Origin of the sequence: Sorangium sp. So ce367, from assembly GCF_051520455.1 — a bacterium.
Lineage (GTDB): Bacteria > Myxococcota_A > Polyangia > Polyangiales > Polyangiaceae > Sorangium > Sorangium cellulosum_B.
Map to the genome: position 1 here is coordinate 9,009,335 of NZ_CP150334.1, position 17,247 is coordinate 9,026,581.

Here is a 17,247-nt window from a genome sequence, read left to right on the forward strand (position 1 = left end):
CGTATACGGGTGTCACGACGGGCCGGCAAGACGCACCGCGCTAAACCCACCAATACCGCTGCGAGGCTTACCTTCCGCCTGGCGTTCCAGCCTCGAAAATCAGCCGATCCGCGTTCCGCCGACCGTGATGAGATCGATCTTGATTGTGGGGCAGCCAACACCCACGGGGACGCTCTGTCCGTCCTTGCCGCACGTCCAGATGCCGTCGGAGACGGCGACGTCGTGGCCGAGCATGGTGACGCGCCGGAGCACCTCGGGGCCGTTGCCGATGAGGTTCACGCCCTTGAGGGGCGCGGTCAGCTTGCCGTCCTCGATGAGGTAGCTCTCGGTCAGAGAGAACACGAAATCGCCGTTCGAGATGTCGACCTGGCCGCCGCCGAACTTCTTCGCGAAGACGCCTCGCTTCACGGACCTCACGATCTCCTCGGGATCATGCGGGCCCGCGAGCAGGATGGTGTTCGTCATCCTGGGCATCGGCGCGGCGGCGAAGCTCTCGCGCCGCCCGTTGCCGGTCGGCGTGAGCCCGAAGTGCCGGGCCGACAGCCGGTCGTGCATGTACCCGACGAGCTTGCCGTTCTCGATGAGGGTGCTGCGCTCGGGCTCGTGACCCTCGTCGTCCACGTTGATCGTGCCGCGCGACTGGAGGAGCGTCGCGTCGTCCACCACCGTGCAGAGCGGGCTCGCGACGTCCTTGCCGATCTGTCCCGCGTAGTTGCTGGTCCCCTTGCGGTTGAAGTCCGCCTCGAGCCCGTGCCCCACCGCCTCGTGGAGCAGGATGCCGCTGTCGCCCGGGGCGAGCACGACGTTCATCTCGCCGGCGGGCGCGTCGCGGGCGTCGAGCATCGCGACCGCCTGCCGCGCGGCCTCCTCGGCGTGCCACTCCGGCGACTTGCCCTCGAAGTAGGCCGTCGTCATGCGCCCGCCGCCGCCGCTCGATCCTTCCTGGCGCTTTCCGCTGCGCTCGGCGAGCGCCCGCACGCCGAAGCGGATGAGCGGCTGGACGTCGTGCGCCATCCGCCCGTCGCTCGTGGCCACGAGGACCTCGCGCACCTCCTCGACGAAGCTCGCCTCCGCCTTGACGATGCTGGGGTCGTAGGCGAGCGCCGCGGCGCTCGCGCGCTCGAGCAGCGCGCGCTTCGCGAGCCCGGGGGCGTCGAGCGAGATGCTGGGCAGCTCGTAGCGGGTCGGCAGCTCGCGGCGCCTGAGCTCGATCTTCTCCTTGCCGCCCGAGCCCGTCGCGATCTGCGCCGCCGTCTCGGCCGCGCGCCGCATCGCCTCCCAGGTGAGGTCCTCCGTGTACGCGTACCCGGTCGCGTCCCCTCGCTGGACGCGGACGCCGACCCCCATCGACACGCCACGCGAGGCCGCCTTGAGGATCCCTTCGTCGAAGGTGAACCCGCCTCCGGCGCGGTACTCGAAGAAGAGGTCAGCGTAATCACCACCCTTGGACAGGGCGACCGAGAGGAGCCGCTCGCAAAGCGCGGCGTCGACGGCATTTTCCTCTCCAGGAGCGAACGGGGCACGGTAGGCCTGGCTGCGCGACATGGTGCCCAACTCTAGGTCCATTCGCCGGGACGGTCGAGAAACGGCGGCGCTCCGGTGCGCCCTCCCGCCGGCGCCCGCGCTCGGCCCCGGCGGCGGCCGAGCGCGCGACCTACCCCCTGCCCTTCATCCGGCGCGGCGCGCAACCATCGCCCGCGCGACCCCGCGAGGCGGCCGCGGGTCGCGGAAGATCGCACGAAATGTGCAACAAGGCCGCTCGACTGCTAGGCTTAACGCTGTCTTCGCGGGAATGGCGGCGCTCGCCACCTTCCCCGCGATCTTCGCGAATCCCCGGCCGTTCAGCGCGTTCCTACAGGTAGGGCGCGCTCTTCGACGCGCCTCGACCGGACCACCCAGCGTCCGACCGGGGCGGGGGCTCGCGGCCACCGCGCCAGGCGGTCGCCGCGTCGCCAGACAGGGCCCCCGGGGGGCCGCACACTGCAAACAAGCACCTTCGCGGTAGCTTCCGGAACTTCCGGTGCCGCGCGCTTGTACGTGGTGGCGGGATTGGCTAGGTGTTTTTTAGGCGAGGTGAGGGATGCCGACGAGGCGCCCGAGCAACGCCTTGCTGCCCTCAGCAGGAGATTCCCATCGCCGTGGCGGTCGATCGCGACAAGGTACTCCAGACCGCGCAGAAGCTTGTCGAGCGGAAGCGCTTCGACAAGGCCATCGCCGAGTACCAGAAGCTGGTCGCAGACGATCCGAAGGACGTCCGCACGCTGCTCAAGATCGGCGACCTCTACCTGAAGACGGAGGAGTACGTCGAGGCGATCACCACCTACGAGCGCGTCGGCCAGTTCTACTCCCTCCAGGGCTTCGCGCTCAAAGCGATCGCTGTTTACAAGCAGATCCGCGAGATCATCCACAAGCACGTCCCGCAGTACGAGGATCGCTTCGGCCACATCGTCCCGCGCCTCGCGGAGATCTACACGCAGCTCGGGCTCACGAGCGACGCGCTCGCCGCCTACGACGAGGTCGCGACGCGCCTGCTCCGCGCGGGGCGCGACCGCGACGCGATCGACATCTTCAAGCGGGTCGTCGATCTCGACCCGAACAACCCCCTCGCCTATCTCCGCCTCGCGGAGGCGCTGATCCGGGTCCGCGACTACGACGCCGCGATCCAGCGCTTCGGGACGGCGGCCGAGCTCCTGCTCAAGCTCGGGCGGCGCGACGACGCGCTGAAGGTGGTCGAGCGCCTGCTGCAGCACCGCCCCGACGCCCGATTCGCCCGCATGGCCGCCGAGATCTACCTCGACCGCGGCGACCCGAGCGACGGGATGTCGGCCCTGACCAAGCTCCAGATCGCGTTCAAGGAGAACCCGAAGGACCTGGAGACGCTCGCGCTCCTCGCCCGCGCCTTCGACCTGCTCGGGCAGCCGGCCAAGGCGATCGAGGTGCAGAAGGAGTCGGCGCGCATCGCCAAGGAGGCCGGGCGGGTCGACCAGTTCACCGCGCTCATCTCGGCCCTGATCACGCGTGCCCCGAACGACGAGGGCGTGCGCCAGCTCGCCGCCCAGATCGCGCCCTCGTCGAGGAACACGCGCGCGTCGATCGACGTCGAGCTCGAGGAGGAGGAGAACGAGGAGGCGGAGGAGGCCGAGGAGCTCGACGTCGAAGACGACGAGCCCGCGTCCGCGGTGCCGATCCCGCTCCGCGCGTCGCAGCCCTCGACGTCGCCGATCGCGAGCCCGAGGCAGCTCGTCGCGCACGCCGAGAGCCTCCGGCGCGACCGGCAGTACGACAAGGCGGTCGCCCTCCTCAAGGGCGGCGTCGCCCGGCTGCCGGCCGCTCGAGAGCTGCGCGAGAAGCTCTGCGATGTCTTGATCGAGGCGGGCGACCAGGACGCCGCCGTCGAGCAGATGCTCGCGTTCGCGCAGCAGCTGGCCAGCGAGGACGCCGTCGACGACGCGGCGAGGCTCCTCGACGAGGTGCTGCTCCTCGATCCCGGCAACGCCCAGGCCACGGAGATGCTCAACCTGCTCGGCTACGCCGTGCCGCAGGAGGAAGAGCTCGCGGAGGAGGACGCCGCCGGGCCGGGAGCCTCGCCGACGGCCGGTGAGAACGACGCGTACGCGTCCGAGGTGCCGAGCCAGGACCTCTACGACCCCGACGCGCCGCTGCCCGCGTACACCCTCGATGAAGACGGCGTCGTCGAGGCGCTCCCCCGGCGACCCGAGCTCGTCACGCACCTCGACGATCCGTTCGCGAACGAGCCGCCGCTGCCGAGCTTCCCGATCGAGGACGTCGAAGAGGTCGAGGACGTCGAGGAGCTCGAGGCCATCGACGACGAGGAGGAGGAGACGGCGTCGGTCAACCCGAGCCGCGTGCCTGAGCACCCCCTCGCCGTCGCTGCGTCCCAGGCTCCGCCCCCGGCGTCCTCGATACCTCCCCCGCCCGTGCTCGCCGCGCCGCCACCGGCCCTGTACAGCCCGGTGTCGGGCCGACCGGCGTCGGTCCGGCCGGTGTCGGGCCGCTCCGTGCCGCCAGGCTCCTTGCGGCGCGCGGACGCGCTCGACGAGGACGCGCTCGAGGAGGTCGAGTTCTTCGCGCAGCACGGGATGTTCGACGAGGCGCGGAACATCCTCGAGGAGCAGCTGGCGCGGCTGCCGAACCACCCGCTGCTGATGGAACGGCTGCGCGAGGTCACGGAGCTGGCCTCGGACGCGCGGGGGGTGGTGCGGGCGGCGACCGACAACGAGAGCGGCACCCGGGCCGTCCCGCGCGGCAGCGAGCGGCCGGACGAGGATCGCGCGTTCGACATCGCCGAGTCGCTCAAGATGATCGACGAGCTCGAGGTCGTGCCGGGCTCGGTGACGGGCGTCCAGGACGATCCTCGGCAGATCAGCGTCGAGAGCGTCTTCGAGCAGTTCAAGGCGGGCGTCGCGGCGCAGATCTCCGAGTCCGACGCGTCGACGCACTACGATCTCGGCGTCGCCTACAAGGAGATGGGCCTCTACGCCGATGCCATCGGCGAGTTCGAGCTCGCCGCCCGCGACCCCGGGCGAGAGTGCGTCTGCCAATCGATGATCGGCGTCACCCACCTCCAGATGGGCAACATCGAGGCGGGCATCGACGCGCTCATCCGCGGGCTGCACGCCTCGCACAAGACGGTCGAGCAGGAGCTCGCGCTGACCTACGAGATCGCGAACGCCTACGAGATGCGCGGCGTCCCCGAGCAGGCGCTCTACTACTTCCAGCGCGTCGCCCGGATGAGCCCGAGCTACGGCGATCCGCGCGGCAGCGTGGCGGAGCGGCTGCGCCGCATCGACGTCCCGAAGCCGGCCGCGCGCGCCGTCGGCGCCGAGATGATCGCGGACGAGTTCGACGCCGCCTTCGACGACATGCTCCCGAGCGGCAAGCTGCCCTGAACACCGCTCGCGTGCGGTCGCGCGGTCGCGCCCTGGAACCGCCAGAAATTGGGCCACGGCGGGCGCTCTCCGGTACCGGACGAGCATGAACCGACCGCTCCTCCTCGCCGCCCTCACCTCGGTCCTGGCTGCTGGCTGCGGCGCCGGAATCGAGACGAACGCTCGCTCCGGTCGCCCGCAGGACGCCTCCGCCAGGGTGGCGGCGCAAGCGCGGCGCGAGGTCCCGCAACGCGCGAAGGGCTCGGACGAGCGCGGCCCGATCGCCGAGGAGGCGCCCGGCGCGCGCAAGCCCGGCGATTATGTGGCCTACCGGTTCTCGGGCAGCTTCAGGAAGACGCCGCTGCTCCTCACGCAGCGTGTGGTCGCGCGCGAGGGGGACGTCCTCGTGGTCGACGTGACCCTCGAGGACGGCAAGAAGACCGAGGCGCTGCGGGTCCGCATGAGCGACGAGCCCAGCAGGCGCGGTGAGATCCTCGGCGCGGCGTGGATCGACGACGGCGCGGAGCGACCGGCGACCCTCTCGGCCTACGACGCGATGATGGCCAAGACCGCGCTCGCCGCCGACGAGAACGAGGACGTGCTCGGCAGCGAGGCGGTGAACGTCGAGGTCGGCGGCTCCTCCATCCCGTGCCAGCGGACGAGCTTCCGCGTGCGCATCGGCAAGACGAAGGCGACGATGCGCACGCTCCAGAGCGACGACTTCGCCTGGGGCGACGTGGGCGGTGAGATCACGGCGGAGGACGGGCGCGTGCTCTACCGCGCCGAGCTGATCGACAGGGGCCACGCGGACACGGACGAGCGCGCGGCCGCCGGCGCAGAGCCCGGCCCCGCGCCCCGGCCGGCGACCGTGGCGCGCTCCGCCGGCGAGGACGAGGCGTACGACGACTACGAAGACTGAGCCGGCAGGGGCGCGTCGCCCCGATTTCCCTTCGCGACGAGGATCTCGATCGAGCGCGCGGCCGCCGCTTTGACGAGGTGGCCCATCTTCGGGTGCTCGGGCTCGAAATCCGGCTCGATCCCCTCGGCGCGCAGCGCCTCCGTGCAGACCGGCCCGATGGACGCCACCACGCCCCGCGCGAGCGCGGCGCGCAGCCGCTCGACGAGCCCCTCCTCGGCCGCCACGAGGAGCGCGTGCTCGACCTGCGCGCGGCTCGTGAAGAGCGTGATCGCCGCGCCGCCGTCCGCCATGAGGCGGAGCGCCTGCCGCAGCGGCGCCGTGTCCTCCGGGAGCGCCCAGCGGTACACCGGCACCGGCGTGACCTGCGCGCCGGCCGCCGAGAGGCTCGCGTAGAGCTCGTGGCTCGGCGCGCCGTGCTCCTGAACGGCGACGCGCTTTCCGCGCAGGTCGCCGAGCGCGCTGACGGCCTCGACGATCTCTCGCCAGGTGTTCGGCTCGCGGACGGTGATGAACCCGGTCAGGCCCAGCTCGCGCAGCGCCGCGGCCGGCTTGGGGCCGCGCACGACGATCTGCACGGACGAGAGCGCCGCCGCCAGGAGAGATACGCCCTGGGCGTCCGCGCCACCGTCGCTATCGGACGCCCCGCCGCCGCCCTGGTTCGGCTCGAGCGCAGGCGCCGCCTCCGCCACGAGCGCCCGGGTCCCGACGCCGGTCATCAGGATCACGAGGTCGAACTCGGCGCCCGCGAGGCGCCGCGCGAAATCGAGGGCGCGCTCGTTCCTCTCGATGGGCACCTCGCGGAGCGTGGGCGCCGTGACGGGCACGCCGCCATACCGCTGGATCAGCGAGGCCATCTCGGAGGCGCGGCGGCTCTCGAAGCAGATGACGCGGCGCCCGGCGAAGTCGGACGGCGCGGGCGGAGAAGGACGGTCGTTTCGTGGGTGGGTGGGCGTGCTCACCCGCGCAGCATAGCCCGGGTCCGGCGCTGGCGGGTTTCGGGCGGTGGACCAGTTTGCTAAGCTCCTCCGTGTGAGCCATCCGATGAGCAACGAGGCATCCGGGGTCCAGGGGAGCGGGCTCTCGCGTGCGGCGTCGGAGAACGACGTCGGCCCTGATCCCGTCATCGGCGCGGGCATCGCGCTGCTCGGCATCTTCTTGATGGGGGTGGGGGGCGCGCAGGGCGCGCACTACCTCTTCAACTTCGGCGTGCTCGTGGCGGTGCTCGGGGCCGTCCTGTTCGTCCTGTTCGTGGCGCTCACGGCGCTGAAGCAGCGACGGGCGCTCGGCCTCGCGAGCCGCGCTCCGAGCCCCGAAGGCAGCGCCGAGCAGCGCGACGCGCGCGACTGATCGGCCGAGCGCCGCTGGCGCCCGGCAGCAGCGCGACGCGCGCGACGGATCAGCCGAGCGGCGCTCGCGCCCGGCTCACGCCGGGGGCTCGCCGCCGGGATCGCCCCGGTCGTCCGGCGGCGCCGGGGAGCCCGCCGGATGGCCGGCCTCGATGGAGAGGTCGGGCTCGATGTCAGCGAGCGAGACGCCGAGCTCCTCGGCGATGCGCTCGATCTCGGCCCGCTCGGCCGGCGTGGGCGCGCCGTCCGCCGCCGCGAGCCGGATCAAGAGGCGCACGACCTCCACCCGCTCGCTCGCGTTGCAGAGCGCCTTGAGCTCGCGGTAACAGCGGTCGACCTCGCCCTCCTGGAGCGCGGGCAGCTTGCCCTGGAGGGCGTTGAACACCGCCTCGACGCCGCTCGGCGCGAGCCCGTCGACGTGCGTGAGCAGCTCGCGGAGCAGCTCGTCTTCCTTGTCGGAGAAGCGGCCGTCGACGCAGGCAACCTTGCCGAGCAGGACGATGACGGTGGCGATGTAGCGGAGGACGACCGCCTCGTCGTCCGGGAGCGCCGCGCGGAGCTCCGTCAGGAGGGCGTCGAGGTTCGGGAACGAGCCCCCCTGCTTCAGGCCGAGCCAGGCGAGGAGTCCCACGTGATGAGGCTACCAGATCCTCGCCGGGCAGGGCAGCCCGGCGGAGCCCCGCCCTCTACGCCCGTCACCGCGGTCGTCCATGTCGCCGTGGCTGTCGTCGCCTTCGTCCATTTCCCAGCGCCCTACTCCTCGCCGCCGCGGTCCGCAATCCAATCGTCCACGGGGTTGTCGGACTTCGGGGTCTTCAGGATCGAGCCGTCAGGCCCGTCCTTGCGCACCACGAGCGTGCGCCGCGTCGTGGTGTCGGGTGTCTCGCGGGCGACCACGGTGATCACGTTGACCCCCGGCCGGAGCGGCGCCTCGAACGCGAACTCGGCCTTCTTCGGGTCGGCGCCGTCGCGGTTCGACTTGTAGTAGAGCTTCCGCGACCCGACGAAGATGAAGGTGTCGAGCAGCCGCTCGCTGTCCGACGCCGTCCCCGTGATCTTCACGGTGCCGGCGGTCGTCGCCAGCGCCGCCGCGGCGATGTCCAGCGTCGGCGGCGCGTGCGAGTAGAGGTCCTCGAACGCGACCGCCGCCGGGACCGGCCCGCCGCCAGGGGCCACCTCGCGCGCCGCGACGAACGCGAAGCGCCCGGCGCCGAGGTCGATCTTGAGGAACCCGCCTGGCGCCTCGCCGAGCACCTTGACCACGGCGCCCGCCGGGAGCCGGCCGAACCCGCGCGCGCTCGCCTCGGGCGACGGGAGCAGGGTCGCCCCCTCCGCCCCGGCCTTCATGGTGGAGCCGCCGCCGCTCAGCTGGATGCGCGGCGAGATCGGGATCTTCACCTTCTCGCTGGCGAACTCGCGGAGATCGCGATCGCCGACCGAGAGCGTGAGGGTCGCCTCGGGCTCCGACAGCTGCTGCTCCACGTCGAAGCTGAAGACGACCTTGCGCACGTCGCCCGGCTTGATGTTCGAGATGTCGAAGCGCCCCGCGTGCAGCATGAGCCCGTCGCCCGAGAGGTTCGCGATGTTCGCCTGCGTCTCGTACGACGGCCCCTTGCCGACGTTCTTGACGGTCAGGTACATGCTGACCCGCTCTCCCTTCTGGATGAGCCCGTCGCCGTTGCCCTCGCGGTCGTCCGCGAGCTGATAGGCGTACTGGAAGAGCGGCCGGTCGAGCGCGCGCACCGTGGGCCGGATCTCGACCGCCGGCGGCTCCGGCGCGGCGGCGACCTCGAACTTCACCTTGAGGCCGTCGCTCCGCGAGAGGGCGTCCATCGGGATCGTGCAGACGCGCTTCTCGTTCGCCTTCCTCGGCTTCGTCGAGCCGACCTTCCGCCCCTCGACCTCGCACCAGCCGAGCGGCGCCTTCGCGCTCTTCGTCTGGCCGGGGCCGATCTTGCCGAAGATGAGCTCCTTGCTGTCGAAGTACGGGTTGTCGCTCTCCGTCGTCCCGCGGAGCCGGTAGACCGGCTGCTTTCCGTTGTTCTTGACCGTGACCCGGAGCTCCATTGGCTGCCCCGCGGTCACCTCGGCGCTCGGACGGTCGGTCTCGACCTTCACGTCGAGCTCGGACTTCGCCGCCGGCGTGACCCCCTCGGGCGCGTCGGACCAGTCGACGCCGAGCTTCGTCAGCTCGGCCGCGACCTTGCCGAGCTCCTCCTTGCCGACCTGATCGATGTAGTCGTGCATCGCCCGGAGCTGCTGGAGCCTCGGCGTGGAGGGCGGCATCCGCGCGGCGAGCTCCCGCGCGAAGCGGATGGGGAAGTCGACGGAGAAGTCCTCGTCGATGTCGCCCCCGCGCTCCCGCATCTGCTCGCGGTCGGCGCTCGTGAGCTGGTAGCGGACGACCTCGGACGGCTTGCCCGCGGCCGCCGCGCGCGCGTTCGAGAGGTGCGCCGAGAGATCGCGCTCCCGGAGCCCATCCTTCTGGACCGTGAGATCCATCTCGAGCTCGTCGACCGTCATGGGATCGAGCTCGATGTCCGGCGTGACGCCGACGCCCTGGATGGAGATGTCGCCCGGGGTCAGGTACTGCGCGATCGTGAGCTTGAGGGCCGCCTTCTCGGCCGTGACGTCGGGGAAGACGAGCTGCACGCTGCCCTTGCCGAACGTCTGCGAGCCCACGATGACGGCGCGATCGTTGTTCTTCAGCGCGCCGGCCACGATCTCGCTCGCGCTCGCGCTGTTGCCGCTCACGAGCACCACGATCGGGTACAGCGGCTCGGTGCCCGGCCCCTTGGCGCGCTTCTCCTCGCGCCCCTCGGAGGCGCCGACCGTGGACACGATGACGCCGTCGGCGAGGAACTTGTCGGCGATGCGCGCGGCCTGATCGAGCAGGCCGCCCGGGTTGCCGCGCAGATCGAGCACGAGCCCCTTCAGCTGGCCCTTGCTGCGCAGCCCGTCGAGCGCGGCGTCGAGCTCCGCGGTCGAGGTCGCCTGGAACGTCTTGAGCCGGACGTAGCCGACGCCGCCCTCGAGGGCGCGCGACTCGACGGACCTCACCTTGATCACCTCGCGGGTCAGCTCGAAGGCCTTCGGCCCCTGCCACCCGCCGTCGCCCTCGCGGGTCACCCACACGGTGACCGGGGTGCCGGGATCGCCGCGGAGCCTCCGCACAGCGTCGTCGAGCGGCATGTTGAGCGTCGACTCGTTGTTGATCTTCACGATCCGATCGAGCCGCTTGAGGCCCGCCCTGCCCGCGGGCGTGTCGGGCATCGGGTTCAGGACGGTGAGCATCTGGTCGCGGATCGAGATCACGACGCCGAGCCCGCCGAACGCGCCCGACGTGGAGAGGTTCATCTCCTTGTACGCCTCGGGGCTCAGGAACGACGAGTGCGGGTCGAGCGTGTGCAGCATGCCGTTGCACGCGGCGTACTCGACGTCCCGCAGATCGACCTCCGTGCCGCGGAGGTTCTTCTGGAGGAAGGTGAAGACCTCACGGAGGCGCGCGGAGACGTCCCAGGGGCCCTGGATGTTGTCGATCCGGAACTTCTTCTCGCTGGTCTCGACGCGGACGGTGACCTCGTTGGGATCCTCGTTGAGGACGATCACCTGGGCGACGTCGCGCTGGACGGCGTTGAGCGCCGACAGCAGCATCTCCTTCGGCTTGACGCGATCCGGCTCGACGTACTTGTCCCGGATCATCTTCAGCGTCTCGTTGACGGCCTCGAGGCGCGTGAGGTCGTACGGCGCCTTGGCCACCTGCCCGGTGACCGCGAGCGCCGGCTCGAACCCGCGCCAGAGCCCGCCAGGGCCGAACTGAAGGACGAAGTACGCTGCCAGCGGGAACGCGGCGGAGACGACGAGCGCCTTGGCGACGCGCTCCAGAGGTCGGTGAGGCATACGGCGATCGAGTATAGACGCACCCCAGCGAGCGTCGACCGACGTCGGCGCGCGATCGCCTCGATCGCCCCCGAACGCCGCGTTCCAGCGCGGGCGCTACACGGGCTTCTGCGTGTCTTCTTGCTTCTCTTCGGGCTTCGCCGGCAGCTGCTTGGCGGGATCCTCGTCCTCGTCGTCGCGGATCCCCTTCTTGAAATTCCGGATCCCCTCGCCGATCCCCTTACCGATGTCAGCGATCCTCCCCGCGCCGAAGAGGAGCAAGGCGAGGCCGATGAGGAGAGCGATTTCGAGCGGTCCGATGCGGCCCATAGCGTTGATCCCTTGAAGGCTGCCGCGCGCTCGGCGGCAGGTCGGCGGGCCACGGCCCGGTTTGCGTCGACCCATACCACCCATCCTCCGCACCGGCAATGCAGCGGTTCGAAGCGCTGAGACCCGTGCTAGGCTCGCGCACCGGCTTCGCTGGAGGAGAGACGAGGCGCGTATGCACCCGCTCACTCCGCCAGCGGTTCACAAATCAAGACCGGCTCGACGACCCACACGGGATCGCCGGCCGGACGGCCCGGACGCCGGCCTCGGATGAGGCCGGCGGTGATCCATGGCTTGAGCCCTCGCAGGCTTCGCGACAGTCGACACGGGGAAAACACGATGCCGATGAACCGCTTGAATCGAAAGGCAGCGCATTGTCTGGCAGGAGCGTCGGTGGCCGCGGCGGTGCTCGCCGGCGCCGCCGGGCGCGCGAGCGCTCAGGAGGCGAGCGAGGGCGACACGGTGAGCGTCGACGGCAAGGGGATCGTCGGCGGCGCGCTGCTCGGCGGCGAGGTCGTGATGCTGACCATGGGGGCCATCGGGGTCGAGCGCGCCTGGCCGTACCTCGTGTTCGGCGGGCTCGGCGCGGTGGGCGGCGGCGTCGCCGGCTACTTCGTCGAGGCGGCGGATCCGCCCGCGGAGGTGCCGCTCTACATGCTCGCCGGCGGCATGGCGCTGGTCATCCCGACCCTCGTCGTCACCCTGAACGCCACCGCGTACAAGCCCCCCGACTCCGACCAGAGCGAGCCGATCCGCAACGAGCCGGCCGCCGAGCCCCCGCAGCCGGGGATCAACGTCCAGCTCACGACGGACGCCGCGCAGATCCTCCGGCGGGCCCGCCGGGAAGAGCCCCGGCTCGGCCTCGTCGACATCACGCCGCGCCGGGTCGCGCTCGGCGTGCCCGCGCTCTCGTTCAAGCCGCTCTACTCGCAGGACGAGATGTTCAAGTTCGGCGTGGCGCAGGGGCACGAGGTCCGCGTCCCCGTCCTCCGGGCGACCTTCTGAGGGGCCCGGGGTCGCCCCGGGCGGCGGCGCGGGCAGGCGCCCCCCTGCCCCGCGCGCCGGTCTCTGTGCCGATCCCTACGCTCGGCGTTAGGCTCTCGCCGTGGCCGACCTCCACGATCCTCCGCTCCCCTGGTCCACGCGGCTCTGGTTCGCCTTCGCCTGCTTCTTCCGCGTGCTATTCGATTCCCAGTTCGCCGCGCGGGCCTGGCAGGCGCGCGCGGCGGCCGCCGCCCTGCCGCCGGCCGAGCGCGCTGAGCCGCGACGGCTCGAGCGAGATCGCGCAGGCGGCGCGCCCGCCGCCCCCGAGGCCGCCGCGGCTGCGGCGAGCGAGCCCGCCCCCGCGCCGGTCGCCGCGCCCGCGCCGCACGCCGCGCCCGCGGTGAGCTCGGCGCTCCAGCTGCTCTCGCTGCTCCAGCGCGAGGGGCGGCTCGTCGACTTCCTCGAGCAGGACATCGCCTCGTTCGGCGACGCGGACGTCGGCGTGGCGGCGAGGATGGTCCACGAGGGCTGCCGCAAGGCGCTGCGCAGCCACGCGAAGCTCGCGCCCGTGCGGCGCGAGGACGAGGGGGAGAAGGTGACGCTCGAGGCCGGCTACAACCCCTCCGAGATCAAGCTCATCGGCAACGTGTCCGGGACCGCGCCCTACAGAGGGGTGCTGCGCCACCGGGGCTGGCGCGCCGACGACGTCTCGCTGCCGACGCCGGTCGCCGGCCACGACGCCAGCATCATCGCCCCCGCGGAGGTCGAGCTATGAGCGCGCGCTACATCATCGGCATCGATCTCGGCACCACCCACTGCGCGCTCGCCTACGCGCCCCTGCCCGAGGACGGAGCCGACGCGCGGCTCACGCCGTCGCCCGAGGTGATGGCGGCCCCGCAGCTCGTGGCGCAGGGGACGCTCGAGGCGCGCACGCTCCTGCCCTCCTTCATGTACATCCCTCACGAGAGCGAGGGCCCCCAGGCGCTGCCCTGGGACGCCGAGCGGCGCTTCGCCGTCGGCGAGCACGCCCGGGCGCGCGGCGTCGACGCGCCGGCGCGCCTCATCTCGAGCGCGAAGAGCTGGCTCAGCCACGCTGGCATCGACCGGCGCGGATCGACGCTCCCGCTCGGCGCGCCCGAGGACATCGAGAAGATCTCGCCCGTCGAGGCGTCGTGGCGGTACCTCGAGCACCTCACCGAGGCGTGGGATCACCTGTTCGCGAAGGACGATCCGGCGCTCGCCCTCGCGAAGCAGGAGATCGTGATCACGGTGCCCGCGTCCTTCGACGCCGCCGCGCGCGATCTCACCGTCGAGGCCGCGAGCGCCGCGGGGTTCGAGGACCTCACCCTGCTCGAGGAGCCGCAGGCCGCCGTGTACGCCTGGATCGACGCGGCCGGCGAGGCGTGGCGCAAGCACCTCCAGCCGGGCGACGTGCTGCTCGTGATCGACGTCGGCGGCGGGACCACCGACTTCTCCGCGATCGCCGCGGTCCCGCGCGACGGCTCGCTCGAGCTCGTCCGCGTGGCGGTCGGCGACCACATCCTGCTCGGCGGCGACAACATGGACCTCGCGCTCGCGCACGTCGTGAAGGCGAAGCTCGCCGCCGAGGGAAAGGAGCTCGATCGCTGGCAGATGACGTCGCTCACCCACGCCGCGCGCGTCGCAAAGGAGCGGCTGCTCGGTGATCCGTCGATCAGCGAGGCGCCGATCGCGATCGCCGGCCGCGGCTCGAAGCTGCTCGGGGCGGCGATCCGGACCGAGCTCACGCGGGACGAGATCACCCGGACGCTCGTGGACGGGTTCTTCCCCGAGGTCCCCTCGTCCGCGCGCCCCGCGACCCGCGCGCGCGCCGGCCTGACGCAGCTCGGCCTCCCGTACGCGCAGGACCCGGCGATCACCCGCCACCTGGCCGCGTTCCTGGGGCGGCAGGCCGGCGCGACGTGGAAGCTTCCGGGCTTCGCCCCGCAGGGAGGAGCGAACGCCGAGCCCGGCCGAGCGCCGCTCCTCCTGCACCCGACGGCGGTGCTCTTCAACGGGGGCGTCATGAAGAGCGCGGCGCTGCGCGAGCGGCTGGTCGCGACGCTCGGCGCCTGGCTCGAGCAGGACGGCGCGCCCCGGCCGCGGGTGCTCCCGAGCGACGACCTGGATCTCGCGGTCGCGCGCGGCGCCGCCGCCTACGGCCTCGCGCGGCGCGGCCGCGGGCTCCGGATCCGCGGCGGGACAGCGCGGGCCTACTACGTGGGCATCGAGGGGGCCGTCCCCGCGGTGCCCGGCCTGGAGCCGCCGATCACGGCGCTCTGCCTCGCGCCGTTCGGCATGGAGGAAGGCACCGAGGCGACGCTGCCGCCGCAGGAGTTCGGCGTGGTGGTCGGCGAGCCGGTGCGCTTCCGCTTCTTCAGCTCGTCGGTGCGCCGGGATGACCAGGCCGGGACCGAGCTCGAGAGCTGGAAGCCCGGAGAGCTCGAGGAGCTCTCGCCGATCGAGGTCACCTTGCCCGCGGAGGGCCGCCGGGAGGGCGACATGGTGCCGGTGCAGCTGCGCGCGTCGGTCACCGAGGTGGGGACGCTGCTCCTGGAGGCGATCCCCCGGGAGGCGCAGAAGCCGAACGAGCGCTGGCGGATCGAGCTGTCGGTGCGCGCCGAGCCGTGAGCGCGGGGGTGCCCGACATGGCACCGACGATTCGCAGGCTCCGCGTCGTCCATTCGACGAGATACACCTACGATCGCCCGGTGGAGCGCAGCGTGCACAAGCTGCATCTCTGTCCGGTGCACGACCGGGATCAACGGGTGCTCTCGCACACGCTCACGATCGATCCCGGCGTGACCACCATGGAGTTCGAGGACGTCTTCGGGAACCGGGCCACACGCTTCGAGATCACCGCCCCGTATACCGCGCTGACGATCTCGGCCGACTCGACCGTGGAGCTCTGCGACGCCGATCCGTTCGCGTTCGCGAAGAAGAAGATGCGGCCCGCGTTCCCCCTCGTCTGGATGCCGTGGGAGCAGGCGATCATCGCGCCGTACGTGCGCCCGGCGGAGCTCCCCGACACCCAGCTCCAGGCGCTCTTCGATTACGCCATGTCGTTCGTCGAGAAGAACGACGCGGACCTGATGGAGACGCTCTTCGCGATCAACTTGACCCTCTTCCGCGAATACCAGTACGTGCCGGGCTCGACGAACCTGGCGACCACCCCGTATGACGTCTTCGTGAACCGGCGCGGGGTCTGCCAGGATTTCGCGAACCTGTTCATCTGCATGGCGCGGCTGCTCGGCATTCCGGCGCGCTACGTGTGCGGATATCTCTATACCGGCAACGTCGGCGCGAGCCGCGCCGGCTCCGACGCGACCCACGCGTGGGTGCAACTCTACATCCCGAACATCGGCTGGAAGGGGTTCGACCCCACGAACGGCGTGCTGGCCAGCCTCGACCACGTGCGGGTCGGTTACGGCCGCAACTACATGGACGTAACGCCGACAGCGGGGACGCTCTACACTGCCGCCGCCGAGACAATGAACGTCGATGTGACGGTGAGCGAGGTCGACTAGGTCTCTCCGCGGGATCGCCCGCCCACCGACAGGCGCCTGTCGCGCCGAGCACACAGCGACAGCGGAGAGCGCGAAACCGCGGCCGCGGGCGAGGCAGGCTTCCCGCCCCTCCCTGCGGCCGCAGCGCGAAGCGCCGAAGGTCGCTCGGACGGATCCGCGAGACCTCGGCGCGTCGCGATCACTGGCCGTCCTGGAGACAGGCGGTGCCCTGCTCGATGCACGCGCCCTCAGCGGTGGTGGCCGCCGCGGTACCGCACGCCTCGCACTCGGCGTCCGGTGCCTCGTCCGAGTTCGGGTCGCACGCGGCAAAGCAGGGGTCGCCCTCCGCCGCGCCACACGTCTCGCAGATACAATCCGTAACCGCCTGGTATTTCGGAATCGAGGACTCGCAAAGGTCCGCCGGGTCGGCGTTGGCCACGAGAGGCGCTGAGCAAGTCACACACTCCTCGCTGCCGCCCGTGCCGCCGCCACCGCCCTCGCCGCTGCCGCCCTCGCCGCTGCCGCCCGTGCCGCCCGTGCCGCCGCCGCCACCCTCGCCGGCCGAGCTGCTCGCGGTGGTCCCGCCGCCCGAGCCCGTCTCGGTGTCGTCCCCGCAACCCGCGGAGAAGGCGGTCGCACCAAGGATGAGAGCCATCGAGCCAATGCTGACAAGATTAATATTACGCATGTTGTCCTCCGGCGCGCTCGAACGAGCGCCCGTCGTCGATCGTCGCTTCGTCTGTCAGTCCCAACGGGACTCGCCGGTCGCGACAACCCCCGCGTGCCGGCGGCGGCACACTACTCCACCCAGGCTGTGACGCTCAACTATCTTCCATGCGGCGCGCGAAAACAGCTGTCCGCGCCTCGCCCGGTCGAGCGACCCCAAACACCATGGCATGAGCGTTGAGGACGAGCCCACCAGCGCCCGCGGCTCGGGGATCGCCTGACTCCGACGCCCGGACGAAACCACACCGAAATCGCGCGTCGCGAACCGCGCGCATCGCCGTGGCCGGGGGCTCGCGGCTCACGCTCGCGGCGAGCGTCGCAGCGAATGCCGCAAGTCGCGAGTTCCGAGCCTCCTTGTGCTCCACGGAACGCCGCGCCGTCGCCGGGATCGCCGTCGCCCGCGCCGCGCGCTGCCCGCAGCGCTGCGCGATCTCGATGCCTCGCGCGAATCTGGAGATGGCGGCGGACGCCGCCGGGAGCGCGCGCCTTCGACGACTTGAAGGTGGAAGTTGGAAAGCGCTCGTGACAGCGGCCCTGGAGCTCGGATCTGCTATGATCAGTGGCGCGGCGCCTGCGTCGCGCGCGATCGCAGAGCCCGGCCTCGCGCTGCGATCGCGCGCGACGGGCGCCAGCGATACGGCCCCACGCGCGCC

At 71.6% G+C, this 17,247-nt stretch carries 13 protein-coding genes; 7 read left to right on the forward strand and 6 right to left on the reverse strand.

The window, feature by feature from the left end; all coding sequences use genetic code 11:
- Nucleotides 1–99: 99 nt before the first annotated feature.
- Entirely contained in the window at nucleotides 100–1,545 is a 1,446-nt protein-coding gene (locus tag WME97_RS34235) for a TldD/PmbA family protein (protein ID WP_437294273.1), read from the reverse strand.
- Nucleotides 1,546–2,138: 593 nt separating this feature from the next.
- Between WME97_RS34235 and WME97_RS34240 the strand changes: the two genes are divergently transcribed.
- Together WME97_RS34240 and WME97_RS34245 are read left to right on the forward strand one after the other, a co-directional pair.
- A complete protein-coding gene (locus WME97_RS34240) occupies nucleotides 2,139–4,910 on the forward strand; it encodes a tetratricopeptide repeat protein (protein WP_437543826.1) in 2,772 nt (923 codons plus the stop codon).
- An 85-nt stretch (nucleotides 4,911–4,995) separates the two neighbouring features.
- Entirely contained in the window at nucleotides 4,996–5,808 is an 813-nt protein-coding gene (locus WME97_RS34245) for a hypothetical protein (RefSeq protein WP_437543828.1), read from the forward strand.
- Here the strand turns inward: WME97_RS34245 and WME97_RS34250 are convergent.
- Nucleotides 5,796–6,767 carry a uroporphyrinogen-III synthase gene (locus WME97_RS34250; RefSeq protein WP_437543830.1) on the reverse strand — a complete coding sequence of 324 codons (972 nt, stop codon included), beginning with the start codon at nucleotides 6,765–6,767 and terminating at the stop codon, nucleotides 5,796–5,798. The two genes, WME97_RS34245 and WME97_RS34250, sit on opposite strands and share 13 nt — an antisense overlap.
- A gap of 70 nt (nucleotides 6,768–6,837) precedes the next feature.
- Here WME97_RS34250 and WME97_RS34255 point away from each other — a divergent pair, with 70 nt between their 5' ends.
- Nucleotides 6,838–7,155: a hypothetical protein gene (locus WME97_RS34255; RefSeq protein ID WP_437543832.1), complete on the forward strand. Its 318-nt coding sequence runs from the start codon at nucleotides 6,838–6,840 to the stop codon at nucleotides 7,153–7,155.
- A gap of 75 nt (nucleotides 7,156–7,230) precedes the next feature.
- Here WME97_RS34255 and WME97_RS34260 read toward each other — a convergent pair whose 3' ends face one another.
- From WME97_RS34260 to WME97_RS34270, 3 genes are all read right to left on the reverse strand, one after another.
- Complete coding sequence (locus WME97_RS34260; protein WP_437543834.1) at nucleotides 7,231–7,785, reverse strand: TerB family tellurite resistance protein; 555 nt, start codon at nucleotides 7,783–7,785, stop codon at nucleotides 7,231–7,233.
- Nucleotides 7,786–7,907: 122 nt separating this feature from the next.
- Entirely contained in the window at nucleotides 7,908–11,054 is a 3,147-nt protein-coding gene (locus WME97_RS34265) for an MXAN_5808 family serine peptidase (protein ID WP_437543836.1), read from the reverse strand.
- A gap of 96 nt (nucleotides 11,055–11,150) precedes the next feature.
- Nucleotides 11,151–11,363, reverse strand: coding sequence for a twin-arginine translocase TatA/TatE family subunit (locus WME97_RS34270; RefSeq protein ID WP_437543838.1), 213 nt, complete (start codon nucleotides 11,361–11,363; stop codon nucleotides 11,151–11,153).
- 342 nt (nucleotides 11,364–11,705) lie between these two features.
- Here WME97_RS34270 and WME97_RS34275 point away from each other — a divergent pair, with 342 nt between their 5' ends.
- From WME97_RS34275 to WME97_RS34290, 4 genes are all read left to right on the forward strand, one after another.
- Nucleotides 11,706–12,365 carry a hypothetical protein gene (locus WME97_RS34275; protein ID WP_437543840.1) on the forward strand — a complete coding sequence of 220 codons (660 nt, stop codon included), beginning with the start codon at nucleotides 11,706–11,708 and terminating at the stop codon, nucleotides 12,363–12,365.
- A 100-nt stretch (nucleotides 12,366–12,465) separates the two neighbouring features.
- Entirely contained in the window at nucleotides 12,466–13,119 is a 654-nt protein-coding gene (locus WME97_RS34280; protein ID WP_437543842.1) for a DUF2760 domain-containing protein, read from the forward strand.
- Nucleotides 13,116–14,993, forward strand: a complete 1,878-nt coding sequence (locus tag WME97_RS34285) for an Hsp70 family protein (protein ID WP_437543844.1) — start codon at nucleotides 13,116–13,118, stop codon at nucleotides 14,991–14,993. The genes WME97_RS34280 and WME97_RS34285 overlap by 4 nt, the downstream gene beginning before the upstream one ends.
- 17 nt (nucleotides 14,994–15,010) lie before the next feature.
- Nucleotides 15,011–15,889, forward strand: a complete 879-nt coding sequence (locus tag WME97_RS34290; protein ID WP_437543845.1) for a transglutaminase family protein — start codon at nucleotides 15,011–15,013, stop codon at nucleotides 15,887–15,889.
- A gap of 178 nt (nucleotides 15,890–16,067) precedes the next feature.
- Here the strand turns inward: WME97_RS34290 and WME97_RS34295 are convergent, their stop codons facing one another.
- The gene (locus WME97_RS34295) at nucleotides 16,068–16,523 is read right to left on the reverse strand and encodes a hypothetical protein (RefSeq protein WP_437543847.1); all 456 of its coding nucleotides are present in this window, start codon (nucleotides 16,521–16,523) and stop codon (nucleotides 16,068–16,070) included.
- Between the last annotated feature and the right edge of the window lie 724 nt (nucleotides 16,524–17,247).